The organism is Riemerella columbina (assembly GCF_030517065.1).
Taxonomy (GTDB): Bacteria; Bacteroidota; Bacteroidia; order Flavobacteriales; family Weeksellaceae; genus Riemerella; species Riemerella columbina_A.
In genome coordinates, this window is record NZ_CP103950.1 from 780,800 (window position 1) to 804,996 (window position 24,197).

Genomic DNA, 24,197 nt, shown 5'->3' on the forward strand with positions numbered 1-24,197 from the left:
GCGATTAGTTTTTGTTGCGGTAGAGGGTAATACCATAGGAAATCCCAATAAACCAATGAGAATCTATCAGTTGATGATTTTCAATAAAGACTTCTAATTTTTGAGCCAAATGTGGGCGAGTTTCCGAAATGTCAATTTGTCCAGCGCCTAAATGTATGAATTGCGCATTATTGATGAGAGATTGGTTAAACTGCTGACCATATTTTAGGTTGATGTAGCCAAAACTCAAATCCTCGGTGGGCGTTACAAAAAAATAAGACCCCAAAGTATAAGACAAAAGATGAAAACGAGGCTCCATATAATGGTATCTAACGCCACCAGAGACCGCCCACCAAGACAGCAATTGATAACCAGTTTCTGTCTCTATACCGAATTGATAATTAGGATTATAGCTGCTGGAATAATCCCTTTCTTTTTTGAGGGTTTCTAAATTGAGCGCCGCAAAAGTGCTGATGTTAATCATCGGTTTGAGCCTTTCGCCTTTTTTAATTTGTGAAAATCCTAAGCTGTAAACTCCAATAAACATTAAAAAAGATAATTTTTTGATCATATTATTTAGAATTTAAAATCTTTATCAAGATAATTGGTATTGGCATCGGAGATATGATATTCCCCAATTTTAGTGCGTCTGAGGTTGGTGAGATAGGCGCCCACTCCTAATTTCTGTCCAATATCGTGTGCCAAACTTCGGATGTAAGTGCCCTTGGCGCAACCTACGGTAAAACGCACCAATGGCAAGGCGATGCTGAGGTCTTTAATATAATGAATGGTAGTTTTTCGGGATTTCATTTTAACGGTTTCGCCTGCTCTCGCTAAGTGGTAAGCGCGCTCACCATCTATCTTGATAGCGGAAAAAATGGGCGGCGTTTGCTCAATTTCCCCCACGAAACTCAAGATGGCATTTTCTATCATTTCCGCCGTTAGGTGGTCTATGGGCTGATGATGGATTTCAGGCTCCTCGGTGTCGTAAGAAGCAGTTTGGGCGCCTAGTTTAATTTCCGCGATGTATTCCTTGGGGGCATCTTGTATTTGCGGAATTTGTTTGGTGGCTTTGCCCGTGCAAACAATGAGAAGCCCTGTGGCTCTGGGGTCCAGCGTTCCTGCGTGTCCTATTTTAATTTTTTTGATTTTAAACGCCCTTTTAATACCGAATTTAATTTTATTCACCGCTTGGAAAGAAGTCCAGTCTAAGGGCTTGTCAATCAGGAGGATCTGTCCAGCTTGTAGGTCTTCTAAATTCATAGTTCATATGGCTTTATCTCGTTTTGGAGCCCTTGATCTTTGAGGATGCGGTCTAAATATCGCCCTCTACTACTGTTTTCCCTTTGGTAAGGTGCAAAAATAGTGGCTACGGCATTATCGTTTTTGTTGAGAAAGGCGGTTTTAGCATTCATCATTTTTTAATTTTTTATGATAATGAAATAAGCCAACAATGCCAGCCCTACAATAATCCGATACCAGCCCCACGGCTTGAAACCGTACTTTTTAATCACTTCAATAAAGAATTTAATCGCGATAACAGCCACGATGAACGCCACCGCATTTCCGATAAGAAAAAGCTGGAGGTTGTCGCCTTGCATCAGCATTTCGTAGCCTTGTTGCTTAACGCCTTGGTAGTCCCACTCTTTTACAAAAATAGAATAAACGGTAACGGCGAGCATAGTGGGAACGGCTAAGAAAAATGAAAATTCTGCGGCAGCCTCTCTGGAGAGTTTTTGTTGCATCCCTCCAATGATGGAAGCGGCGCTTCGGCTGGTGCCAGGCATCATCGCTAAGCATTGCCAAAAGCCTATGGTAACGGCTTTTTTGATGCTGATGTCTTTCTCCGAGAAAATTTTAGGATTTTTAAACACACGGTCGATAAAGAGGAGAACCACCCCGCCAATGACCAACACCACGGCGATAGGAATAGGATTGCCCAATATGGCATCTATTTTATCATCAAATAATTTGCCCAATACCAAGGCGGGCACTACGGCACACGCCAATTTGATATAAAAATTGAAATTTTTGAAATCAAAAAACTTCTTCCAATAGACTAAAATAACGGCTAAAATAGCGCCAAACTGAATGGAAACTTGGAACATCTTCACAAATTCATCTTCTTGGATGCCAAAAATGGAACTCGTGAAAATCATATGGGCGGTAGAAGATACGGGCAAATATTCCGTAAGTCCTTCAATAATAGCGATAATAATGGCTTCTAAAAAATTCATTTTCAATTAATTATGAAGTTAAAAAATCAACCTTTTGGAGAGGTTGATTAGGTTTTGATGTTTATTAAAGTGTTAAGATTTTCTTTTTAAAATCGCCACCACTTGGGTGATAAATCCTGTAACTACTAAGAGCGGAGCTATGCGAATGCGGCGGATAGAAAAAATATCTTCATTCCAATATTGGGCATCAAAATGACCATCTGGCGTGGTATTAGCACCATAGCCCATCATCAGTACAAAGCCTAAAATGATCTGAAGCAAGCCCAAAAGCATCAAATAATAATTTTTCTTGCCGAAATAAAAAGTATTCTGTACCTCTTTTTGAGGTGGGTTGTTGTTGTTTTTCATCGGAATTAAGAATAATATAAATCATCAATATTAGAGCGGAGGAACCTCCAAGTGGCAAAAATAGTGCTGAGTACGGTAATTAAAATGCCCACAGCAAACACAATGCCGATCAGTTGTAAATATTGGTCAAAGTCTTGCACGAATGGTGTGCCGATCTGGTTGGTAAAATAATACCACACGCCAAACAAGGCTAAGAGTCCTAAAACCGCTCCCACAAGCCCTAAAACTACGGCTTCTATAATGAACGGTTTGAGGATAAACCGCCGCTTAGCGCCCACCAACTGCATCGTTTTGATGATGAAGCGTTTAGAAAATATCTTTAGCCTAATGGAGTTGTTAATCAGGACGATGGCTAAAACCAAGAAGACCAAGGAGAACGCGAGAATCCAAGTGAGAATGCGGTTGAGGTTGTTGTAAACATCAATCATTAAATCGCTGTTGTTTTTAACCTCCACTACGCCAGGTACTTTGGAGAGCTCTTCTACCACATGGTTGATCTGTTCTGGCGATACATAATCAGGCTTTAGCGCCACTTCTACAGAGGGCGGGAAGATGTTTTCCTCAAACAAAGCATCGGTGTCTATGCCCATACTTTTTTTAGCCTCTTGGGCGGCTTGAGCTCGAGAAATATAAGTGGTTTTCTTAACAAAAGGCAAGGCTTGGATGGCTTTAATAGATTCTTGCTCTTGCTTCGCGATTTTGAGGGAATCCTTAGCATCATAATTTTCAGAAAAAAATGCATTAACCACCAGTTGCTCCTTAATATAGTCCGAATATTTCTGTGCATTGATGAGTATCAGCCCGAAAAGTCCCACTAAAAACAAGACCAAAGCAATACTGATTGCTACGGTAATATTGCTGGATCTCAGTCTTTTTTTGTTAAAGTCGTCTACTGTCTTCGCCATTAAAGTAAAATTTTTCGTCAAAAATAGAAAAAATCTTCCGAAATTTGCCACAGATTATCCGAAAATCAATGTTAATTAAATCATAAAAATAAATTACCTTGACTGTAAAAGCCAAAAAATACCTTGGGCAACACTTTCTCAATGATGAAAATATTGCAGCTAAAATCGTCAATGCTCTGCATTTAGACCATATCCATTCGGTTTTAGAAGTAGGACCAGGGATGGGAGTGCTCACCAAATATTTGCTGAAACAAAATGCCGCCAAAGTCCTTTTGGCAGAGATAGATCAAGAGTCTATTGCTTATTTAAAAAACCATTATCCAGAAGCACTGAGCGACCAAAACTTTGTGGGCGATTTCCTAAAAGCGCCATTGGAGGACCTTGGCGGAGGGCAACCACTCGGCATCATCGGGAACTTTCCTTATAATATATCATCACAGATTTTATTCAAAATTATAGACCATTACACGGTGATTCCAGAAATGGTGGGGATGTTCCAAAAAGAAGTGGCAGAGCGCGTGGCGGCGGTGCCTCGGACCAAGAGCTATGGTATTTTGTCGGTTTTGGTGCAGGCATATTATGAAGTCAGCTACCTTTTCACCGTTCACGAAAATGTTTTCACACCGCCACCAAAGGTTAAATCTGGGGTGATTAGAATGGTAAGAAATCCCAAGGCAGGCTTGGCAGGGAATGAGGCTTTATTTAAACAAATCGTGAAGGCTGGATTTAACCAAAGGCGAAAGAAACTTAGCAATGCACTGAAACCTTTGGGCATTCCAGAGTCTTTATTAAATCATAATTTTTTATCTTTGCGTGCGGAAGAGCTCAGCGTAGAAGATTTTATTGCTTTTACTTTGGACTGGAAAAACGCTTTGTCGTCATCATAAATGCTAACCTAAAAAATCCGTAAGTTGATAGATACCCACGCCACCAAAGACCTACTTAAAAAATTCATTAAAGAGAAAAACGCCAAAGAAATCAGCCTCCTTCTATCCGATTTGGAAGCGCCAGATATTGCGGCGATTTTTGAAGATTTAGATGATGAAGAACAGCATTTGGTCTATGATTTAATGGACAATGAAAAGTCCGCAGAGGTGCTTTTGGAAATTGATGAAGATGAACGAAAACACTTCCTGAAAGGGCTTTCTACGCAAGAAATTGCCGATGAAATCATCAACGAAATAGATTCTGATGATGCTGCAGATATCATCTCGGAACTCCCTGAACATCAGCAATCTGAGGTGATTAAGCACTTGGATGATGAAGAGCACGCCCAGAGCATCGTAGATTTATTAAGGTATGATGAAGATGAAGCGGGCGGACTGATGGCAACGGAGTTGGTCAAGGTCAATCAAAACCTGTCCATTATCGCAGCGGTAAAGGAAATGCGAAAGCAAGCCGAAGATTTAGACGAGGTCTATTCCATCTATGTGGTGGATGATCATGATAAACTTTTGGGTCTGTTGAGCCTTAAAAAACTCTTGACCACGGCATCTTCTACTAAAGTTTCGGAGGTTTATAACCCTAAAATCCGCTCGGTGATGGATACAGATACAGCGGAAGAGGTGGCGCGTTTTATGCAAAAATACGATTTGTTTGAGGTGCCTGTGGTAGATGCTCGCGGCAATTTGGTGGGGCGCATTACCATAGATGATGTGATTGACTTCATCACAGAGGAAGCCGAAAAAGACTACCAGTTGGCATCGGGGATTTCCCGAGATGTGGACTCTACGGATACCATTTTTTCTTTAACCAAAGCCCGTTTGCCGTGGCTTTTTATCGGAATGGTGGGTGGTTTAATTGGCTCGCAGGTGCTCCAAGGCAACCAGAATGCACTGCAAACGGTTCCTGCTTTAATGTTCTTTGTGCCGCTGATTGCCGCTACCGCAGGGAATATTGGCGTGCAAGCCTCAGCGATTATTGTGCAAGGCTTAGCCAATGATACGCTGGGCAAAGACACCTTTAAAACTTTGATTAAAGAAGTGAGCGTTTCTGCGGCATCGGGTGTTATCTTGGCGATGATTATTCTGAGCTTCAACCTCTTTATCAATCACCACGAAATGATGGTCTCCATCGCGATTTCTATCTCACTATTGGCGGTGATTTTGGTAGCGGCAGTAATTGGAACTATTGTGCCTATCGTGCTGAATAAGAATAAAATAGATCCTGCTATTGCCACGGGTCCCTTCATCACCACTTCTAATGACATTTTGGGCGTTTTAATATATTTCGGAATTGCAAAAATGCTTTTGCATATCTAAGAATATTTAGTATTTTTAGCCCGTTCAATTTTAACTTGAGCTGTTGTAGAAATCCTGAGTTTTTTGAGACTTTTGGGATCTGGCAAGTATTTTGCAACCATCAGCGGCGTAGATTAAATTTTAAAACAATGAAAAAAATCTTATTCATATTATTCAGCATCTTCGGATGGATGGCGCTATTAGGGCAGGTTAATAACATTAAATCTGGCGAATTTCTGAAATACCGCATCCACTACGGACCGCTCAATGCAGGCTATGCCACGCTCAATGTGACCGAAACCAATTACAAAGGCAGTCCTCATTTTTATGTGAAGGGCAACGGCTATACTACAGGCGCTGTAAAGGCGTTTTTTAAGGTGGAAGATGTGTATGAAAGTTTTATCAACATCAGCACTGGTTTGCCGAGTTTCTATGTGAGAAATGTGCGCGAAGGCAGCTACCGACAGCATTTAGAAACCGTGTTTAATCATGACCAACAGACTTTAATCCTTACCGATAAAAAAACACCAGCCAACGGCTCCAAAACCATTAAAACCGTGGTAGGTGTGCAAGATATGCTTTCGGCGTTTTATTATTTGCGAAGCCAAGCGCCAGAAGATTTAAAGATTGGGCGTGTGCTTAAAATGAATATTTGGATTGATGATGAACTCTTTCCGTTTCAGTTGCGTGTGGCAGGCACGGAGGTTAAAAAAACAAAATTTGGAAAGGTGGCTTGTTTAAAAATTATCCCTTCGGTGATGAGTGGGCGCGTGTTTAAAGACAAAGAAGGCGTTACCATGTGGGTAACCAATGATGCCAACCACATTCCTGTAGAAATAAAAGCCGAGTTGGCGGTGGGCTCTCTAAAAGCCAGTTTAGACCAATATCAAAATGTAAAATATCCACTTAACTTTAAAAAATAAAATAAAGATGAGCCGTAGAGTTTCAGAATTATTTCAAATCCAATATCCGATTATCCAAGGTGGGATGATTTGGCACAGCGGTTGGCGTTTGGCGTCTGCCGTTTCTAATTGTGGCGGGCTGGGGCTCATCGGTGCGGGGAGTATGTATCCTGATGTGCTTAGGGAGCATATCCAAAAGTGTAAACAAGCCACCAATAAGCCTTTCGGGGTTAATGTACCGATGCTTTACCCTAATTTAGATGAAATTATTCAAATTATTTTAGAAGAAGGAGTGAAGATCGTATTCACTTCCGCTGGAAACCCTAAAACTTATACCGAGACGCTACAAAAAGAAGGTTTGAAAGTCACGCATATTGTGTCTTCGCTTAAGTTTGCTTATAAATGCCAAGAAGCGGGTGTAGATGCCGTGGTGGTAGAGGGTTTTGAGGCTGGCGGTCACAATGGGCGAGATGAAACCACGACTTTTTGCTTGGTACCGAATGTGCGGCGACATATTGATTTACCGCTGATTGCCGCTGGTGGAATAGCCACTGGCGCACAGATGAAAGCCGCAATGATTTTAGGCGCTGATGGCGTTCAGATCGGCTCACGGTTTGCTGCCACCACGGAAGCCAGCGCCCACGATCATTTTAAACAAAAAATAGTGGAAGCCAAGGAAGGAGATACACAGTTGACTTTAAAGGAGTTAGCGCCAGTAAGGCTTCTCAAAAATAAATTCTTCTATGATTTGGAAGCTTTATATCAAAATGGTAGAGATGTGGAGGCTCTAAAGGCTACTTTGGGGCGTGCCAGAGCCAAAAGAGGTATGTTTGAGGGCGATTTAGAGGAAGGCGAGTTAGAAATAGGGCAGGTCTCAGCATTGATAGATGAGGTGCTCCCTGTGGCTGAGGTTTTTGAGCGTTTAATCCAAGAGTTTAATGCCGTCTCTTGTGAAAATTTAACCTTGTAGTCTTATTTTTGAAACGATGAAATACGCTCCAACATTGCTCATTTCCATTCTGATTTATTGGGTGGTTTTTGCCATCGCCACGGGGATTTTGGCGTGGATAGGGTTTTTATTTCCGATTAAATTACAATTTCTCATCGCTTTTATTCATTTTTTAGGATTGGTGTCGGTGGGTGCCACTGGCTTTTTTAAACGAGAAATGATGGGGTTGGTGTACCTCACTTTTTTAATCATCAAAATGGGAGCGTTTTTATTTCTATTTTACCAATTTCCAGAGGTGAAAACGGTGCTAATGCCAGCGATATTGCTCTATTTGTTTTATCTTTTCTTGGAAACGGCTTTGATAATCAGGTTGATACATACGGCAACGAAGACCAAACAAAAATCATAAAAAATAATTTTTTGAAATTTGACTATATAAAATCTATTTCATACTTTTGCACAAACTATAAAATGAAGAAAATGTACTTCAGAAGAATTATTTTATTTTTGACTGTTTTTATGATGGGCTTGGCGAGTGCCTCCTCTACAGAACCGAAACAAGCAGGAGAGAAGTATGACCCTGTGCCAGATATTATGCACCACATTGCGGACTCTCACAGTTGGCATCTTTGGGGCGAGGGAGAGCGCCATATTGGGTTCTCACTACCCGTGATTTTGTGGGACAATGGTCTTAAAGTTTTTTCTTCTTCTCACTTTGGTCACGCTGAAGATCAAGTGGCAAACATTGACGGTCAGTATTACAAAATTTACCATAATAAAATCTACAAAACGGATGCTGAAGGGACGCTGCATATGCACGATGGACACCCAACCAACGAGACTCCGTTAGATTTCTCTATCACGAAAATAGTGGTGCAGATGATTGTTGCAGCGCTTATTTTATTCATTTTAGCAATGATGATGAAATCCAGCTATACCGAAAATGGCGTGCCTAAGGGTGTGGCTAAATTTTTGGAGCCGCTGGTATTGTTTGTAAGAGATGACATTGCTTTAGAAAATATTGGAACTAAAAAATACCTTAAATATACACCATATTTGGTGACTTTATTCTTGTTCATTTGGATTGTGAATCTTTTAGGCTTGGTGCCAGGTTCTGCCAATGTATCGGGGAATATCGCCTTTACGATGGTGCTTTCTGTGCTGACTTTCGTTATCGTGACTTTTAGCGGTAGAAAGGTGTATTGGTCGCATATTTTTGACCCACTGGGCAGCAATATGCCGTGGGCAGGTAAGGTTTTGGTTTACATCATCTTGGTTCCTGTTGAAATTTTAGGGATGTTTACTAAGCCTTTCGCATTGATGATTCGTCTTTTTGCGAATATGACGGCAGGGCACATCGTTATTTTGAGTTTGATTTCCCTTATTTTTATTATGGGGACTTATGCTATCGCTCCAGTTTCTATTTTACTTACGCTGTTTATCAACACATTAGAATTGTTAGTGGCAGCGCTACAGGCTTATATCTTTACATTGCTCACGGCATTGTTTATCGGTATGGCGGTAGAAGAGGGGCATCATTAAAAATAAAAACAAGTTAAATTATTATAAACCTTTTAAATTTTAAATTATGACAGGTAGTATCGCAGCAATCGGAGCTGGTTTAGCAGTTCTTGGTGTAGGATTAGGAATTGGTAAAATCGGTGGTCACGCAATGGACGCTATTGCAAGACAGCCAGAACAATCAGGAAAAATCCAGACTGCAATGATTATCGCTGCCGCTCTTATCGAGGGTGCAGGTCTATTCGGTATCGTAGTTGCTTTACTTGGTAACGGATAGTATTATCATTTGAAAAGCGTGCAGACGGTTGGTCTGTCCGCTTTTCTTAAAAAAGAGTTTTTTACAATTTAACTCAACTATTTAGGCGTTTAACTTATATTACAAATATTATAAAATGGATTTACTAATTCCCTCAGAAGGTAACCTCATATGGACCTTAGTCGTTTTTCTTATCCTTGTAGGATTGCTTTCCGCATTTGCTTGGAAACCTATTCTTAAAACGGTTAATGATAGAGAGACTTCTATTATTGATGCGCTCAACCAAGCTAAATTGGCTAAAAAAGAAATGGAGCAGCTCAAAGCCGATAATGAGAGAATCATCCGCGAAGCTAAGGTGGAAAGAGATGCCATATTAAAAGAGGCGAGAGAGATTAAAGACCGCATCGTTAACGAAGCTAAAGACGCAGCGAAAGTGGAAGGAGATAAGATGATTGCAGCGGCTAAGCAGTCTATAGAAGCAGAAAAATCTGCAGCTATGGCAGACATTAAAAGCCAAGTGGGTGCGTTATCACTTAACATTGCAGAGTCTATCCTTAAACAAAAATTGGATAACAACGAGGCTCAAAATGCTTTGGTAGAAAAAATGTTAAACCAATCTAATCTTAACTAATCCCATCTCTTATGCTGACATCTAAAGTAGCAAAAAGATACGCCAAAGGGCTTTTGGATTTTACCCAAGAGACCCAGCAGACTTCTACTGTTTTTGCGGATATGAAAGCGGTGGTTAAGATTATGAACGAGAGTAAAGAGCTCAATCGTTTTTTCCAAACCCCGTTCATTGATTATAAGAAAAAAACAGAAGTGGCAAAACAGGTGTTCCAAGGTTTAGCACCTGCCAGCCAGAAGCTTATTTTCCTCGTGATTAAACACGGTAGAGAGAATCATTTAAAAGGTATAGCCCAAGAGTTTATCAATAAGGTAGAAGATTTAAACGGCGTGCAGCGGGTTACCCTAACCACAGCAGCACCGCTTTCTCAGGATAATATTGATAAAATCCTTAAGGCTTCTAACTTGGTACACTCCCAGAATACACCAGATTTAAAAGTCATCATTAAGCCAGAACTTTTAGGAGGCTATATTCTAAGGGTGGGCGACCAGCAATTGGACACTTCAGTAAGGTCTAAATTGATCCAAATGAAAAAAGAATTTCAACTAAATTAAGTAAAAATAACCATACAATGGCAGAAATAAATCCAGCAGAAGTATCTGCAATTTTAAAACAGCAATTAGCAAACTTTGATACCCAATCTAATGTAGAAGAAGTAGGAACAGTACTTCAGATTGGAGATGGTATCGCACGCGTATATGGACTTGAAAATGTACAATACGGCGAGCTTGTAAAGTTTGAAAGTGGTATAGAAGGTATCGTGCTTAACCTTGAAGAAGACAATGTAGGGGTGGCACTTTTAGGCGAGTCTAAAGCCGTAAGAGAAGGCGATACCGTAAGAAGAACCAATAGAATTTCCTCTATCAAAGTAGGCGAAGGTATGCTGGGTAGAGTGGTAGACACTTTGGGTAACCCTATCGATGGTAAAGGACCTATCGGTGGTGAGCTTTATGAAATGCCTTTGGAAAGAAAAGCACCAGGGGTTATTTTTAGACAACCCGTAAATGAGCCACTCCAAACAGGGATTGTTGCCGTAGACTCTATGATTCCAATCGGGAGAGGGCAAAGAGAGTTGATTATTGGTGACCGCCAAACTGGTAAAACAACCGTAGCGATTGACACCATCCTCAACCAAAAAGAATTCTATGAAGCTGGAGAGCCTGTATTTTGTATCTATGTAGCTGTAGGTCAGAAAGGTTCTACCGTAGCACAAATCGTAAAAACATTAGAAGATAAAGGCGCTATGGCTTACACCGTAGTGGTGGCAGCTAACGCTTCAGACCCTTCACCAATGCAGGTATATGCGCCTATGGCAGGTGCCGCTATTGGGGAATATTTCCGTGATACAGGGCGCCCAGCGCTCATCATCTATGATGATTTATCTAAACAAGCAGTGGCTTACCGTGAGTTATCACTCTTATTAAGAAGACCACCAGGCCGTGAGGCTTACCCTGGGGATGTATTCTACCTTCACTCCAGATTGTTGGAAAGAGCAGCAAAAGTCATCGCTGATGATGAAATTGCAAAACAAATGAACGACTTACCAGAATCATTAAAACCAATGGTAAAAGGTGGCGGTTCATTAACGGCACTTCCAATTATTGAAACACAAGCGGGGGATGTCTCTGCATATATCCCAACCAATGTGATTTCAATTACCGATGGGCAGATTTTCTTAGAGTCAGATTTATTCAACTCTGGGGTGCGTCCAGCCATCAATGTGGGGATTTCCGTATCCAGAGTAGGGGGAAATGCGCAGATCAAGTCTATGAAAAAGGTATCAGGAACTTTGAAGTTAGACCAAGCTCAGTACAAAGAATTAGAAGCTTTCGCTAAATTCGGTTCAGACTTAGATGCAGCCACATTAGCCGTAATTACCAAAGGGGAGAAGAATGTGGAAATCTTAAAACAGCCAGTTAACTCTCCGCTTCCAGTAGATAGCCAAGTGGCAATGATTTACGCTGGTACAGAAAACTTATTGAGAAATGTACCAGTAAACAAGGTTAAAGAGTTTATGAAGGAATATGTAGAATTCCTAAGAACCAAGCACCCAGAGACTATGGCGCAGATTAAATCAGGTAAAATCAATGATGAAATTACCGATGTGCTTAAAGGTGCAGCGAATGATTTAGCGGCTAAATATAACTAAGAATAAATAATTAAGGTTTAGGAAGGCGCACCAGTCAGCCTAAACCTTAGTTTTAGAATATTGAATAAGAAATGGCAAATTTAAAAGAAATACGAGGACGAATCGCTTCCATCTCTTCTACGATGCAGATTACCAGTGCGATGAAAATGGTTTCCGCAGCGAAACTCAAAAAAGCACAAGATGCCATCACGATGCTGAGACCTTATTCTGAAAAATTGCAGGAAATCATAGAAAATGTGAACACCAGCTCAGACCCAGATAAAGTGTCCATCTACGCTAAAAAAAGAGAGGTTAAGAGAATACTTTATATTGCAATTACTTCTAATAGAGGTTTGGCAGGCGCATTCAACTCTTCCGTTATCAAAGAACTTAACCAGCAATTGGCAAAAAATTCTGATAAGCAAGTTGAGATTATGACGGTAGGTAAAAAAGTCTTTGATGCCGTAAGAAAAACCAGAACGCCGTACAGCAATCAGAGCCATATTTTTGATAATCTCAGCTTTGAGGCAGTAGCCAACCATATTGTTTATGGCGTAATGAAAGACTTCCGCGAGGCTAAGTTTGATGAAGTTTATTTGATTTATAACCAGTTTTTAAACGCTGCCACTCAGAAAGTTCAAACCGAAAAATTACTCCCTATTTCCATCAAAGAAAGTGATGAAAAAGAGTCAACAGTAGAGGTAGATTACCTTTTTGAGCCGAGTAGAAACGAGATTTTAGATGTTCTCATCCCGAAATCAATTAAAACTCAGGTTTATAAAGCGGTTTTAGATTCTGTAGCTTCTGAACACGGCGCGCGTATGACGGCAATGCATAAGGCAACAGATAACGCCCAAGCGCTTAAAAATGATTTGGTTATTTTCTATAACAAAGCCAGACAAGCCGCCATTACCAATGAAATTTTAGAAATCGTTTCTGGTGCCGAGGCACTTAAAAATGGATAACCCAAGCCTTTCGTAACCCTTAAAAAGGCTAAAAAATAAGAAAAAGCACTACGAAAAGTGGTGCTTTTTTATTTTTTCGGTTTGCAATAGGGTGGTTTTAAAAATTTAATTATCTTTGCAGCAATTATGTTTTTTAAATAAAATAAATGGACCCCGACAGTTTAGTCAAGATTCTTATAGCCGTATTTTTAGTACTCCTCAATGGCTTTTTTGTGGCCGCAGAATTCTCAATCGTTAAAGTACGCTATTCCCAAATTCAAATTAAAGCTGCAGAAGGTCATACCATGGCAAAGCAAGCCGAGAGTATTATCAAAAATTTAGATGCTTATCTTTCCGCCACGCAGCTGGGTATCACCTTATCATCGTTAGCCTTAGGTTGGGTGGGAGAGAGCGCCCTACATCATATTATAGAAAATGCCTTCCAGTATTTTGATATGAAGGTGGCAGCCGCTACGGTCACCACCATTTCTGTGGTGCTGAGTTTCCTGATCATCACCGTGATGCATATTGTTTTCGGAGAATTGGTACCGAAATCTATCGCGATAAGAAAATCCGAGCCTACCACGCTCTTCATTGCAGCGCCGCTTAAATTGTTCTACAACATCTTCCGACCGTTTATCTGGTTGATGAACTCCATTTCTAACGCCTTCCTTAGGTTGATTAAAATCAATCCTGCCTCGGAGCACGAGATCCATTCCACCGAAGAGTTACAATTATTGGTAAAACAAAGTGCAGACAGTGGAGAGATAGAGGAAGAAAATTACGAAATCATCAAAAATGCCTTTGACTTTACAGACCATTCGGCAAAACAGATTATGGTGCCTCGCCAGAATATCCAAACCATTGATATTGATGATACGGTGGAAGAGATTATCGAGACCATTATGGAGAGCGGTTACTCCCGTATCCCTGTCTATGAGGAGTCTATTGATAAGATTATCGGGATTTTTTACACCAAAGAAATCATCAGGGCTTACATAAAAGCCAAAGGGAATTTAACCCACGATGACCTTCGGAATTTCCTTCGGGAGGCTTATTTTGTGGTAGGGAGCAAGAAAATCTCTGATCTTTTGAAGAGTTTCCAGTTGAAAAAACAGCACATCGCCATTGTGATTGATGAATTTGGCGGTACGGAAGGCATCATCACTTTAGAAGATATTTTAGAAGAATTGGTGGGCGAGATTCAAGATGAGGAAGATGAGGAAGAAAAATTAGTGGAAAAAGTAGGCGATAATATCTATTGGGTAAAAGCCACGCAACCTTTGGAGGAAATCAATGAGTATCTGCCAGAACCGCTCCCAGAAGAGGGCGAGTTTAATACTTTGGCAGGGTTTATCTTGCATCATTTGGAGGAAATTCCAGAGGAAAACCAAGAGTTTGATTTTGACCACTATCACTTTAAAATCCTCAAAATGAACAATAAAAGTGTAGAGTTGGTGGAATTAACTTACAATGAAACGCCAGCCGAAGACACGGAAGAAGCCGACCAACAAGCATAATAATAAACGATGAAATTTCAGAATCTACAGAGAGAAACTCAAGAGGAGATAGAGGTTTTAGAGCATACGGCGCCGCAGCACAAGCTGGTGCTTCATAATGACGATTTCAATACTTTTGATTTCGTGATAGATTGTTTGGTGGAAATCTGCGAACACACCTTGGAACAGGCGGAACAATGCACCTTTTTAATCCATTACAAAGGCAAATGCACCGTAAAAACAGGAGCGCTGGAGTTCATAGAACCGATGCATAAAAAATTGCTTTCTCGTGGGCTGTCCAGTGAAATTATTTAATTCAATGATAAGATGCGCTGGCTAAAAATAAGTCTCATAATCGGCATTTTTCTTGCGGTATGTTATGCTATTTCTATGCTTTTTGTAGATGAAAGCAAATCGTTCAGAATAGAGAGAACTATAGATTATCCTTTGGAAAAAGTCTATCCACAGTTCAATAATTTTCAAAATATGACGCGTTGGAATGCCTATTTTGTAGAAAATCCACAGCTTAAATTTGAATATTTTATCCCTTACGAAGGTCAAGGCGCTTCTATGAATTTTGTGGAGGCTAAGCGGGGCATCGGGATGGTTTTCCTAAGGTATGAGAATCCTAACCAAACTTTAAAATACGAGTTTTTTAATCCTGATTCTAATATTCCACTAAAAATTGATGTCAAGCTCCTACCCAAAGGCAATGCCACAGAGGTTATCTGGCTGGTGAATACCCCAAAAATGCCATTGCTGAAACGCTATGTTAATCTGTTCTCGGCAGATAATTTTGAAGATTTGGTGGATAAGAGTATGGAAAATTTAAAAAATCTACTCAATAATAAGGTGGATAGAGCCGAAATTAATGCCAAAATAAAATACGATAGCCTAATGGTGGAGCAACAAGAACCAGCCGTTTTAGTGGGCATCAACTCTACGGCGCAGAACAAATCTAAATCCCAGTTGTTTAAAAACATTGTTAAAAATCATCATAAACTCCTTAATTACATCAATAATGATTTAGGAAAAAGAGAAGATGAGTTTGGAATTCCAGTGCTTATTACGCCTGCCAAAAGCTTTAATAATAAAGAAGTGAGCTATTTTTATGGCGTGCCGCTTTCTAAACGGGAGGAAATTACCGACAATAATTTTACCTACCAGCAGCTGCCAGCCTCTCAACTTTATGTGATGTATTACAAGGGCAATTATGAAGGGCGTGTGCAGAGCATCAACAAACTTCTGAAGAAAGCCACCGCAGATAGCCTGAAAACAGGGCTTTTACAAGAAACTTTTATAGAACCGCCGCAGGAAAATGCCCCAGTTTTGTTGAAGTTGGCACTCCCAGTATCGCACTAATTTTAAGGAAATTTAAAAATGAAAACTAAGGTTTTATAGAATAAAAATTTTTTAATACATTTGTGGCAATATATAACACAATCAATTTTAAACAGATAATCTGTCGTAATGGATAAATTTTCATTTCTTAATGCTGCCCATACTCACTTGATCGATAGTATGTACCAGCAATATTTAAAATACCCAGATAGCTTAGAGCCTTCTTGGAAGGCTTTTTTTCAAGGGTATGACTTCGCTTTGGAGAACTTTGGGGAGGAGGATTCTTTTGTAGAAGCCGTTAACCAGAACCCTAATGTATCAGCCGTTCAGGCCATCCCAGATGATATCAGCAAAGAGTTTAAAGTCGTTAATTTAATAGAAGCGTACAGAACCCGAGGACATCTTTTCACCAAAACCAATCCAGTAAGGGAAAGAAGAACCTATGAACCTACGCTGGATATAGAGAATTTTGGACTCTCTAAGGCAGATTTAGACACCAAATTTAACTCTGCCACCCAAACAGGAATGCCTGCCGCTGCAACGCTTGCAGATATTATTAAGCATCTACAGCGCATTTATTGCGATTCTATTGGGGTAGAATATATGCACATCAGAAACATTGCGGAAAGAGATTTTATCCGAAATTGGATTTCTCAAAACGAAAACCATCCACAGCTTTCCTCTGATGAAAAAGTGGAGATTTTATCCAAACTCAACCAAGCTGTCGCTTTTGAAAACTACCTGCACACCAAGTTTGTAGGGCAGAAGCGTTTCTCTTTAGAAGGCGGCGAGTCGCTTATTCCAGCTTTAGACCAACTGATCAGTAGAGCCTCTAAACACGGCGTAGACGAGGTGGTTTTAGGAATGGCACACCGTGGGCGTCTTAATGTGCTGACCAACATTTTCGGGAAATCTTACAAGCAGATTTTCTCCGAGTTTGAAGGCAAAGAGTTTGAGGAAGATGTATTCTCTGGCGATGTAAAATACCACTTAGGATCTACCAAAAAAATAAAAACCGCTTCTGGCGAGGAGGTAATTATCAACCTAACGCCTAACCCATCGCATTTAGAAACGGTGGCGGCTTTAGTGGAAGGGATTACCAGAGCCAAAGTAGACCATACTTACCATAATGACTTTAACAAAGTTTTACCGATTGTGATCCATGGAGATGCCGCTATTGCAGGGCAAGGTATCGTTTACGAAATAGCGCAGATGATGACCTTAGATGGCTATAAAACAGGTGGTACCGTTCATATTGTGGTGAACAACCAAGTCGGTTTTACCACCAATTATTTAGATGCAAGATCGTCCACATATTGTACCGATATTGCCAAAGTAACGGATTCCCCAGTGATGCATGTGAACGATGATGATGTGGAAGCGGTGGTGCACGCCATTAGATTTGCTGCTGATTATCGCGCTGCTTTTGGAAAAGATGTGTACATTGACCTTTTAGGCTACAGAAAATACGGACACAACGAAGGCGATGAGCCGCGTTTTACCCAGCCTAAACTCTATAGCGCTATAGCGAAACACCCTAATCCAAGGGAAATTTATAAAGAAACTCTCATCAAAGAAGGCATCGTTTCTAATGAGAAAATGAAAGCGATGGAGGTGGAGTTTAAAGCCTTACTTGATGAAAATTTTGATGCCTCTAAGGAGATTGCTAAAAACACTTTAGATGTCTTTATGAAAGAGGTTTGGACGAAATATTTAGACCCAACCACCAGAAATAAAGTTTTAAATGCTATTGATACTCAGTTTGATACAGAAAAACTGAAAGCCTTAGCGGTACAAATATCATCATTACCAAAAGATAAAGCCTTTATTAGAAAAATCACCAGATTGTTTGACCAAAGGCTTAAGATGATTGATGAAAACAACTTAGACTGGGCTATGGCAGAGCTTTTAGCTTATGCAACACTCCTCGCCGAGGGCTATAATGTGCGTATTTCGGGCGAAGATGTGGAGCGTGGGACATTCTCTCACCGCCACGCCGTGCTAAAAACCGAAGATGCTGAGGAGGAATATACGCCGCTCCAGCATATAGAAAATGGCGGACAGTTCCATATTTATAACTCGTTGCTTTCGGAATATGCCGTTTTAGGCTTTGATTATGGTTATGCTATGGCATCGCCTGATACGCTGACCATCTGGGAGGCGCAATTTGGAGATTTCGTGAATGGCGCACAGATTATTGTAGACCAATATTTAGTAGCGGCAGAAGAGAAATGGAAAATCCAAAATGGCTTGGTGATGTTACTTCCTCACGGTTCCGAAGGGCAAGGGGCAGAGCACTCATCAGCGAGGTTGGAGCGCTTTTTAACCCTTTGTGCCAACAATAATATTTTCGTAGCGAATTGTACAGTACCTGCCAACTATTTCCATTTGTTGAGAAGACAGATGAAATTACCATTCAGAAAGCCATTGGTGGTGATGACGCCAAAATCTCTACTAAGACACCCGAAAGTGGTTTCTAAAATTGAAGATTTAGCCGAAGGAACCTTCCAACCCGTGATAGATGATGCGAGCGCCGACCCTGCCAAAGTGGAAAGATTGGTGTTCTGTTCTGGAAAAATCTACTACGATTTATTGGCGAAAAAAGAAGAAATCAATGATGAAAAAGTGGCATTGGTAAGATTGGAGCAACTTTACCCATTAGATGAAACTAAAATCAACGAGATATTAGATAAATATAATCAGAGAAAAGATTTCATTTGGGCACAAGAAGAGCCAGAGAATATGGGCGCTTGGAGCTATATCTTGAGAAATTTTAGAAATCAAGATGTTCAAGTGATTTCCCCAGTAGCAAGTGGTACACCAGCACCAGGTAGCCATAAGAAGTTTGAAATCAACCAAACGGCAGTCATCAACAAGGTATTTAATACCAATGATGAACCGACCAAAAGACCTGTAACCGCATAGAGGAAAGATGAAAAAGATAGTTTATTTCCTGCTTTTAATCTGTTGTTCTATGGCTTGCGCTCAGAATAAAAATGCTGAACTCATAAGCCAGTTTGAAAACTATCATCAATTGTTGATAGAACAGAAGTATGCAGAAGCAATAGACCGTTATACCCCAGAGGCCATCCTCAGGATTTACCCTAAAAAACAATTGGTAGAGTCTATGGAAAAACTATTTAATAATAGAAAATTTAAAACGGTAATGCAGATCCCCATGGCAATCAACATCCAAGATTTTGATTTTGAAAAACAGGGTGATAAGTACCGTATCCTCAGCGCTAATCAAGGTTTAAATTTGGAGATTTTAGATGCTCAGATTATAAAAAATAAAGATGAAATTTTACCTTTTTTTGAAAGAAAATTCGGTAAAGAAAATGTAAAATATGATGATACCCACCACCAAATCTTGGTTCAATCTAAGATAGAAGCCGTGGCATTATCACAAGATGGAGCCGCATGGAAGTTCTTACTGACCGACCAAGCCCCCGCTTCATTATTACAAAAAATACTTCCGAAAGAAGTATGGACTCATTTAAAAATAGTTAATAATAAATAAAAAACACCCTCAATATGTCAATATTAGAAATGAAAGTACCCTCACCAGGGGAATCTATTACAGAAGTAGAAATAGCCACTTGGCTTGTTCAAGATGGAGATTATGTAGAAAAAGACCAACCTATTGCCGAAGTAGATTCGGATAAGGCGACCTTAGAACTTCCAGCTGAAGAGAGTGGTATCATTACCCTAAAAGCGGAAGAAGGCGATGTGGTAGAGGTAGGACAAGTGGTTTGCTTAATCGATATGAGTGCCGCTAAGCCAGAAGGCGGTGCTAAAACCGAAGAGACTCCAAAAGAAGAGAAAAAAGAAGAACCAAAAGTGGAAGCGCCAAAAACAGAAACTCCTGCAGCGGCGACTTATGCGACAGGAACGCCTTCGCCAGCGGCAAAGAAAATTTTAGATGAAAAAGGCGTTAATCCTGCGCAGGTGCAAGGCAGCGGTAGAGATGGTAGAATTACCAAAGATGATGCTGAAAAAGCCAGCGTAGCGGCTATGGGCTCTGTTAATGATACCACAGGTTCCAGAGGTTCTAAAACCACAAAATTATCTTCACTGAGAAGAAAATTAGCCCAAAGATTGGTTTCTGTAAAAAATGAAACCGCTATGCTCACCACTTTTAACGAGGTGGATATGAGCGAAATCTTTAGAATTAGAAAACAATACAAAGAAGAATTTGCAGCGAAACACGGCGTGGGGCTTGGTTTTATGTCTTTCTTTACGAAAGCTGTTACCAGAGCGCTTCAGATGTATCCAGAGGTCAACTCTATGATAGATGGTAACCAAATGATCTCTTACGATTTCTGCGATATTTCTGTGGCGGTGTCAGGACCGAAAGGTTTAATGGTGCCAGTGCTTAGAAATGCAGAAACAATGTCTTTCCGTGGCGTAGAAGCCAAAATTAAAGAATTGGCAGACAAAGCGAGAAACGGAAAAATTACCGTAGACGAGATGACTGGCGGTACCTTTACCATTACCAATGGAGGGGTGTTTGGCTCTATGCTTTCTACACCAATTATCAACCCGCCGCAGTCGGCTATTTTGGGAATGCATAACATTATCCAGAGACCAGTGGCTGTAGATGGGCAAGTGGTAATCCGCCCGATGATGTATGTGGCGCTATCTTACGACCATAGAATTATCGATGGTAGAGAGTCTGTAGGATTCTTGGTTGCTGTAAAAGAAGCGATTGACAATCCTGTAGAATTCCTTTTAGGCGGAGATGAAAGAAGAGGTTTAGAACTCTAATTATTCTGATAATCAATAGGATAAAAATAAAACCTTGCTCGTTTAGAGCGAGGTTTTTTATTGGGGAAAAGTATTAGCTTTACCGCATCACTTTCTTCAGCTAAAAATGAGAAAAATAAAAACCTCCATTCTGTATAGAAATGGAGATTTTGTTATAAAGTTATTTTTCAAATTATTCTACAATCAATTTAGTGGAATTTTGGTCGGCTTTCAAGATATAAACGCCTTTCGGTAAATTCACATGAATTTGCTCTGCTGATGGTTGGGAGAGCACTTTCTGACCGTTGACATTGAACACATCAATTTTAGAATAATCTTTCCAATTTTTGATGAAAATCATTCCATTTTTGGTAGGGTTAGGATAAACCAAAATTTGAGTTTTGCTTTCTACAGCCACTTCATCCGTTGGTAGTGATGATTTTCCCCAAATTTTTTCTACCCACTCAGGGTGGTCTATATAAGGGTTTCTGTTAAATTGAAATGCATAGATGGCATTATTTCTGTCAATCTCTCTTGGGCTTACAGGGTCGTTTTGATGCCATTTTAACAAAACTTGAAGCTCCCAATTGGTGATACCTCGTTTTTCGTAAGGATCCAAAATATCTCCACTTTTAAATTTAAGGGCAGGCATTTCTTTCTCATATCGGGTAACAAAATAGAAAATCATTCTGGCAACATCGCCTTTAAATTCATCAATAGGCTCAAATACCGTTCCGCCAAATCCTGGAGTTTTATTTTTACCTAATTTAGAACCATTTTTAGAGGTCCAAGTTGCATTACCGACTTCTCCAAAAGGGAAATCTCCTCTTTTTGCGTTCACATAACCATCTGTAGGAACAATAAAATGAGGGTCGTTTCGCATTGGCGATTTTTTATTAAATAAACTCTGTGGAACAATATGCTCCCTGTTATAGCAATCGCTTTCCTTATTATAATTTCCACATTGTTTATCCCCTGGCTCATAAAAATAAGCATCTTTTCCTGCAGGATTTTCAGAATAAATGTCTAAAATGCTATTATCGTTCTCATAATAACGGTCAAGATCCGAAGTTTTATAAACCGTCCAGAGACCACCGTAACCTTTATCTCTATGTCCTTGCGTTATGATTTCGCTTAGTTTGGTTTTTAGATTAAAACCGCTAAGATTGTCAGTGCCCTCATAATAGCCATCGGGACCTTGTGCTAACGCCAAGGCTCCGAACATCAGCGCTAATAAATAATTGATTTTTTTCATCCGTGTTAATTTTTAAAGTTCAAAAGTTAAGATAAAGCACTTGTGGGCGCCTTATTTTGATAGACAAAGATAAGACTTTCTCGATTAAAAATTTAAAAATTAGAAAAATATTCTTTTTTCGTTTTGGAGAAAAAGTACGAAATACCACCACCGAAAATCAAGGCGGTTAGTGCTACAATGAGATAATTTTTAAGTTCTATTTTTACAGGAAATGGTAGAACTTCGCTGGCTTTAAAAATGCCTGTTTGCATTTGGATAAAACATATTAAACTCCCTATTATCAGCCCGAAAAGGACGCCAAACAGCACGATGAGCAAGCCTGTATAGAAATAAATTTTCCTGATATTAGCCACCGTTAATCCTAAAGAAATCAGGGTTTTGGATTGCTCTTTTTTATCCAATTGTAAAATGATAATGGCACCTGCGAGATTAAAAGTAGTGATGAAAATAACCAAAGCAAAGATGAGATAAATCATCAATTTTTCCGTGTTAATCATCTTCCAGAAGGCGGCATTTTCTTCCTCTTTGGTGGTGATTTTGATTGCGCCTCCCAGTTTTTGCTCTAATTCATTTTTTACATCGTCGGGGTTGGCGTTGGGCACTAACTTGATCACAATCTGATAAGCGCTGTGTTTAGGCAGGTCCAAAAGTTCTTGGGCGAGCTCTATGGGGGCAATAATGTAATTGTTCAGTTGGTCTTTGCCGTTGAAAACGCCAGTAATATAAACTTCTTTTTTATTAAAAATATCAGATTCTTTGGAAATGATGCCTTTGCCAGCCTTGGGCATAAATAATTGGGCATAATCTTGCGTAGAGCCTACAGGAATGGAAAGTCGGTTGTCTAATCCATTTTCTAAAACCACTTCGTTTTTAAATTCAAAAGAAGGATATTGACCGAAAAAAACACTGTTGTGAATAGGATTGACCATCGTATAGGCGGAATCTACGCCTCTTAAATAGGCAATTTCTCCTACATTATTATAATCTAAATAGGCTTTCTCTTCAATAGTTTTAGAGAAATGAGAAATTTCTTTTTGTTGAGCTAATGTTTGGGTGATTTTTTGGATATTAGGCAAAGTTTTGCCCTTTTTACTACTTAAAGTTAAATCGGCGTGTAGGTTTTCGATTAAACTTTGGTTCATCTCCTCTAACCCAGAAAAAACGGAAATAATGATGAACATGGCAGCAACCGCCACCATCATTGCCAATGCCGCCAAGCCCGTAATAAAGCTGACCGCTTGGCTGCCTTTTTTGGATAGGAGGTAGCGTTTTGCAATATGAAATGCCGTGGCGTTCAATGGAGGTTAGAGTTGAGGATTATCGCCTTCGCCTTTGAGTTCCTTTTCTATGCGCTCCACATCGTCTAAGGTGGTGTCCAGATAAAAATTAAGTTGCGGAATTACCCTAACTTGGTGCGCCATTTTCTTGCCGATAAAATTTCGGTATTGAGATTTATTGGCTTCTATCTCTTTCATAATCGGCGTTCTATACTCCTGTGGGAAGATGCTAAGGTAGATTTTTGCAATGCCTAAATCGGCGGTCACCTTCACATCAGAAACCGAAATGAGGAATTGTTTTTGGCTCTCTGCGGCTTGTTTTCTAAACAATTCAGAGAAGTCTTCTTGTATAATTTGGGCTATTTTTCGCTGTCTATTACTTTCCATAACTGATGCAAATTTAGTATTTTTGTATGAAAAAATCATCATCATTTTTATAATCATTGTGTTTTGCGATGAAATAAGAGTAGCATTGATGAGGATCAAAAGTAAAAATTATGAAAATAGAGCATTTAGGTATCGCGGTGAAATCTCTTGCTGCATCAGATAATATTTTTAAGAAGTTATTAGGAAAACCTCACGATAAACACGAATCCGTGGCTGAAGAAGGGGTTACGACTTCTTTTTATCAATTAGGAGACACAAAAATAGAATTATTAGAAGCAACGAATTCCGAAAGTCCTATTTCAAAATTTATAGAAAAAAGAGGCGAGGGCATTCATCATATAGCCTTAGGGGTGGAGGATATTGAAGCGGAAATCCAAAGGTTGAAAGGCGAGGGCTTTGAGTTTATTTCCGAAGTACCGAAACAAGGTGCTGATAATAAATGGATTGTGTTTCTACATCCTAAATCGACCAATGGTATTTTGGTGGAGCTGTGCCAAGAAAGGTGAAAAAAATTTGGTAGGTCAAAAAAAAGTCTTATTTTTGCAATCACAAAATTTAACCACTGAATTTTGAGGTCCTATAGCTCAGTTGGTTAGAGCACCTGACTCATAATCAGGTGGTCCCTGGTTCGAGCCCAGGTGGGACCACAAATCGC

27 protein-coding genes and 1 tRNA gene are annotated in these 24,197 nt (G+C 39.9%); 19 read left to right on the forward strand and 9 right to left on the reverse strand.

Features of this window, described 5'->3' with window-relative positions; translation table 11 throughout:
- Positions 1-4: 4 nt before the first annotated feature.
- The 6 genes from NYR17_RS03745 to NYR17_RS03770 form a co-directional block, all read right to left on the reverse strand.
- A complete protein-coding gene (locus NYR17_RS03745) occupies positions 5-550 on the reverse strand; it encodes a hypothetical protein (RefSeq protein ID WP_302506487.1) in 546 nt (181 codons plus the stop codon).
- A 5-nt stretch (positions 551-555) separates the two neighbouring features.
- A complete protein-coding gene (truB, locus tag NYR17_RS03750; RefSeq protein WP_302506489.1) occupies positions 556-1,242 on the reverse strand; it encodes a tRNA pseudouridine(55) synthase TruB in 687 nt (228 codons plus the stop codon).
- On the reverse strand, positions 1,239-1,397 hold the full coding sequence (locus NYR17_RS03755) for a hypothetical protein (protein WP_302506490.1): 159 nt from the start codon (positions 1,395-1,397) through the stop codon (positions 1,239-1,241). The genes truB and NYR17_RS03755 overlap by 4 nt, the downstream gene beginning before the upstream one ends.
- A 3-nt stretch (positions 1,398-1,400) precedes the next feature.
- Positions 1,401-2,216, reverse strand: a complete 816-nt coding sequence (locus tag NYR17_RS03760) for an undecaprenyl-diphosphate phosphatase (protein ID WP_302506491.1) — start codon at positions 2,214-2,216, stop codon at positions 1,401-1,403.
- Between the two features lie 72 nt (positions 2,217-2,288).
- On the reverse strand, positions 2,289-2,564 hold the full coding sequence (locus NYR17_RS03765; RefSeq protein ID WP_302506492.1) for a DUF3098 domain-containing protein: 276 nt from the start codon (positions 2,562-2,564) through the stop codon (positions 2,289-2,291).
- 5 nt (positions 2,565-2,569) lie between these two features.
- Positions 2,570-3,469 carry a cell division protein FtsX gene (locus tag NYR17_RS03770; RefSeq protein WP_302506493.1) on the reverse strand — a complete coding sequence of 300 codons (900 nt, stop codon included), beginning with the start codon at positions 3,467-3,469 and terminating at the stop codon, positions 2,570-2,572.
- 98 nt (positions 3,470-3,567) lie between these two features.
- Here NYR17_RS03770 and rsmA point away from each other — a divergent pair, with 98 nt between their 5' ends.
- The 17 genes from rsmA (at position 3,568) to odhB (ending at position 20,644) form a co-directional block, all read left to right on the forward strand.
- Positions 3,568-4,356, forward strand: coding sequence for a 16S rRNA (adenine(1518)-N(6)/adenine(1519)-N(6))-dimethyltransferase RsmA (gene rsmA / locus NYR17_RS03775; protein WP_302506494.1), 789 nt, complete (start codon positions 3,568-3,570; stop codon positions 4,354-4,356).
- A gap of 24 nt (positions 4,357-4,380) precedes the next feature.
- Positions 4,381-5,730 carry a magnesium transporter gene (gene mgtE / locus NYR17_RS03780; protein ID WP_302506495.1) on the forward strand — a complete coding sequence of 450 codons (1,350 nt, stop codon included), beginning with the start codon at positions 4,381-4,383 and terminating at the stop codon, positions 5,728-5,730.
- A 128-nt stretch (positions 5,731-5,858) separates the two neighbouring features.
- The gene (locus NYR17_RS03785) at positions 5,859-6,632 is read left to right on the forward strand and encodes a DUF3108 domain-containing protein (protein ID WP_302506496.1); all 774 of its coding nucleotides are present in this window, start codon (positions 5,859-5,861) and stop codon (positions 6,630-6,632) included.
- A gap of 7 nt (positions 6,633-6,639) precedes the next feature.
- Positions 6,640-7,581: an NAD(P)H-dependent flavin oxidoreductase gene (locus NYR17_RS03790; RefSeq protein WP_302506497.1), complete on the forward strand. Its 942-nt coding sequence runs from the start codon at positions 6,640-6,642 to the stop codon at positions 7,579-7,581.
- 16 nt (positions 7,582-7,597) lie between these two features.
- Positions 7,598-7,969, forward strand: a complete 372-nt coding sequence (locus NYR17_RS03795) for a hypothetical protein (protein WP_302506498.1) — start codon at positions 7,598-7,600, stop codon at positions 7,967-7,969.
- 71 nt (positions 7,970-8,040) lie between these two features.
- Positions 8,041-9,102 carry a F0F1 ATP synthase subunit A gene (atpB, locus tag NYR17_RS03800; RefSeq protein ID WP_302506986.1) on the forward strand — a complete coding sequence of 354 codons (1,062 nt, stop codon included), beginning with the start codon at positions 8,041-8,043 and terminating at the stop codon, positions 9,100-9,102.
- 46 nt (positions 9,103-9,148) lie between these two features.
- Complete coding sequence (gene atpE / locus NYR17_RS03805) at positions 9,149-9,358, forward strand: ATP synthase F0 subunit C (RefSeq protein ID WP_004919949.1); 210 nt, start codon at positions 9,149-9,151, stop codon at positions 9,356-9,358.
- Positions 9,359-9,473: 115 nt separating this feature from the next.
- Positions 9,474-9,968 (forward strand): F0F1 ATP synthase subunit B, encoded by a 495-nt coding sequence (locus tag NYR17_RS03810; RefSeq protein ID WP_302506544.1) that lies wholly within the window; start codon positions 9,474-9,476, stop codon positions 9,966-9,968.
- Positions 9,969-9,979: 11 nt separating this feature from the next.
- Complete coding sequence (gene atpH / locus NYR17_RS03815) at positions 9,980-10,519, forward strand: ATP synthase F1 subunit delta (RefSeq protein ID WP_302506545.1); 540 nt, start codon at positions 9,980-9,982, stop codon at positions 10,517-10,519.
- A gap of 17 nt (positions 10,520-10,536) precedes the next feature.
- Positions 10,537-12,114 carry a F0F1 ATP synthase subunit alpha gene (atpA, locus tag NYR17_RS03820; RefSeq protein ID WP_302506546.1) on the forward strand — a complete coding sequence of 526 codons (1,578 nt, stop codon included), beginning with the start codon at positions 10,537-10,539 and terminating at the stop codon, positions 12,112-12,114.
- 71 nt (positions 12,115-12,185) lie between these two features.
- Positions 12,186-13,058, forward strand: a complete 873-nt coding sequence (gene atpG, locus NYR17_RS03825; RefSeq protein ID WP_302506547.1) for an ATP synthase F1 subunit gamma — start codon at positions 12,186-12,188, stop codon at positions 13,056-13,058.
- A gap of 146 nt (positions 13,059-13,204) precedes the next feature.
- Positions 13,205-14,557 carry a hemolysin family protein gene (locus NYR17_RS03830; protein WP_302506548.1) on the forward strand — a complete coding sequence of 451 codons (1,353 nt, stop codon included), beginning with the start codon at positions 13,205-13,207 and terminating at the stop codon, positions 14,555-14,557.
- Between the two features lie 9 nt (positions 14,558-14,566).
- Entirely contained in the window at positions 14,567-14,851 is a 285-nt protein-coding gene (locus NYR17_RS03835) for an ATP-dependent Clp protease adaptor ClpS (protein ID WP_302506550.1), read from the forward strand.
- A gap of 75 nt (positions 14,852-14,926) precedes the next feature.
- Complete coding sequence (locus NYR17_RS03840) at positions 14,927-15,898, forward strand: polyketide cyclase (RefSeq protein WP_302506552.1); 972 nt, start codon at positions 14,927-14,929, stop codon at positions 15,896-15,898.
- 108 nt (positions 15,899-16,006) lie between these two features.
- Complete coding sequence (locus tag NYR17_RS03845; protein WP_302506554.1) at positions 16,007-18,802, forward strand: 2-oxoglutarate dehydrogenase E1 component; 2,796 nt, start codon at positions 16,007-16,009, stop codon at positions 18,800-18,802.
- 7 nt (positions 18,803-18,809) lie between these two features.
- Positions 18,810-19,397 carry a hypothetical protein gene (locus tag NYR17_RS03850; RefSeq protein WP_302506556.1) on the forward strand — a complete coding sequence of 196 codons (588 nt, stop codon included), beginning with the start codon at positions 18,810-18,812 and terminating at the stop codon, positions 19,395-19,397.
- A 14-nt stretch (positions 19,398-19,411) separates the two neighbouring features.
- A complete protein-coding gene (gene odhB / locus NYR17_RS03855) occupies positions 19,412-20,644 on the forward strand; it encodes a 2-oxoglutarate dehydrogenase complex dihydrolipoyllysine-residue succinyltransferase (RefSeq protein WP_302506557.1) in 1,233 nt (410 codons plus the stop codon).
- 172 nt (positions 20,645-20,816) lie between these two features.
- Here the strand turns inward: odhB and NYR17_RS03860 are convergent, their stop codons facing one another.
- The 3 genes from NYR17_RS03860 to NYR17_RS03870 form a co-directional block, all read right to left on the reverse strand.
- Entirely contained in the window at positions 20,817-21,878 is a 1,062-nt protein-coding gene (locus tag NYR17_RS03860) for an endonuclease (protein ID WP_302506558.1), read from the reverse strand.
- A 92-nt stretch (positions 21,879-21,970) separates the two neighbouring features.
- Positions 21,971-23,176: an ABC transporter permease gene (locus NYR17_RS03865; RefSeq protein ID WP_302506559.1), complete on the reverse strand. Its 1,206-nt coding sequence runs from the start codon at positions 23,174-23,176 to the stop codon at positions 21,971-21,973.
- 6 nt (positions 23,177-23,182) lie between these two features.
- The gene (locus NYR17_RS03870) at positions 23,183-23,542 is read right to left on the reverse strand and encodes a ribosome-binding factor A (protein WP_302506561.1); all 360 of its coding nucleotides are present in this window, start codon (positions 23,540-23,542) and stop codon (positions 23,183-23,185) included.
- Positions 23,543-23,652: 110 nt separating this feature from the next.
- Here NYR17_RS03870 and mce point away from each other — a divergent pair, with 110 nt between their 5' ends.
- Both mce and NYR17_RS03880 read left to right on the forward strand, forming a co-directional pair.
- Positions 23,653-24,048, forward strand: coding sequence for a methylmalonyl-CoA epimerase (gene mce, locus NYR17_RS03875; RefSeq protein ID WP_302506562.1), 396 nt, complete (start codon positions 23,653-23,655; stop codon positions 24,046-24,048).
- A gap of 67 nt (positions 24,049-24,115) precedes the next feature.
- Positions 24,116-24,189, forward strand: a tRNA-Ile gene (locus tag NYR17_RS03880).
- Positions 24,190-24,197 lie beyond the last annotated feature (8 nt).

Coding starts and splice junctions, on each gene's coding strand:
- NYR17_RS03745 (WP_302506487.1), bottom strand. CDS start 550: ATGATCAAAAAATTATCTTTTTTAATGTTTATTGGAGTTTACAGCTTA.
- truB (WP_302506489.1), bottom strand. CDS start 1,242: ATGAATTTAGAAGACCTACAAGCTGGACAGATCCTCCTGATTGACAAG.
- NYR17_RS03755 (WP_302506490.1), bottom strand. CDS start 1,397: ATGATGAATGCTAAAACCGCCTTTCTCAACAAAAACGATAATGCCGTA.
- NYR17_RS03760 (WP_302506491.1), bottom strand. CDS start 2,216: ATGAATTTTTTAGAAGCCATTATTATCGCTATTATTGAAGGACTTACG.
- NYR17_RS03765 (WP_302506492.1), bottom strand. CDS start 2,564: ATGAAAAACAACAACAACCCACCTCAAAAAGAGGTACAGAATACTTTT.
- NYR17_RS03770 (WP_302506493.1), bottom strand. CDS start 3,469: ATGGCGAAGACAGTAGACGACTTTAACAAAAAAAGACTGAGATCCAGC.
- NYR17_RS03785 (WP_302506496.1), top strand. CDS start 5,859: ATGAAAAAAATCTTATTCATATTATTCAGCATCTTCGGATGGATGGCG.
- NYR17_RS03790 (WP_302506497.1), top strand. CDS start 6,640: ATGAGCCGTAGAGTTTCAGAATTATTTCAAATCCAATATCCGATTATC.
- NYR17_RS03795 (WP_302506498.1), top strand. CDS start 7,598: ATGAAATACGCTCCAACATTGCTCATTTCCATTCTGATTTATTGGGTG.
- atpB (WP_302506986.1), top strand. CDS start 8,041: ATGTACTTCAGAAGAATTATTTTATTTTTGACTGTTTTTATGATGGGC.
- atpE (WP_004919949.1), top strand. CDS start 9,149: ATGACAGGTAGTATCGCAGCAATCGGAGCTGGTTTAGCAGTTCTTGGT.
- NYR17_RS03810 (WP_302506544.1), top strand. CDS start 9,474: ATGGATTTACTAATTCCCTCAGAAGGTAACCTCATATGGACCTTAGTC.
- atpH (WP_302506545.1), top strand. CDS start 9,980: ATGCTGACATCTAAAGTAGCAAAAAGATACGCCAAAGGGCTTTTGGAT.
- atpA (WP_302506546.1), top strand. CDS start 10,537: ATGGCAGAAATAAATCCAGCAGAAGTATCTGCAATTTTAAAACAGCAA.
- atpG (WP_302506547.1), top strand. CDS start 12,186: ATGGCAAATTTAAAAGAAATACGAGGACGAATCGCTTCCATCTCTTCT.
- NYR17_RS03830 (WP_302506548.1), top strand. CDS start 13,205: ATGGACCCCGACAGTTTAGTCAAGATTCTTATAGCCGTATTTTTAGTA.
- NYR17_RS03835 (WP_302506550.1), top strand. CDS start 14,567: ATGAAATTTCAGAATCTACAGAGAGAAACTCAAGAGGAGATAGAGGTT.
- NYR17_RS03840 (WP_302506552.1), top strand. CDS start 14,927: ATGCTTTTTGTAGATGAAAGCAAATCGTTCAGAATAGAGAGAACTATA.
- NYR17_RS03845 (WP_302506554.1), top strand. CDS start 16,007: ATGGATAAATTTTCATTTCTTAATGCTGCCCATACTCACTTGATCGAT.
- NYR17_RS03850 (WP_302506556.1), top strand. CDS start 18,810: ATGAAAAAGATAGTTTATTTCCTGCTTTTAATCTGTTGTTCTATGGCT.
- odhB (WP_302506557.1), top strand. CDS start 19,412: ATGTCAATATTAGAAATGAAAGTACCCTCACCAGGGGAATCTATTACA.
- NYR17_RS03860 (WP_302506558.1), bottom strand. CDS start 21,878: ATGAAAAAAATCAATTATTTATTAGCGCTGATGTTCGGAGCCTTGGCG.
- NYR17_RS03870 (WP_302506561.1), bottom strand. CDS start 23,542: ATGGAAAGTAATAGACAGCGAAAAATAGCCCAAATTATACAAGAAGAC.
- mce (WP_302506562.1), top strand. CDS start 23,653: ATGAAAATAGAGCATTTAGGTATCGCGGTGAAATCTCTTGCTGCATCA.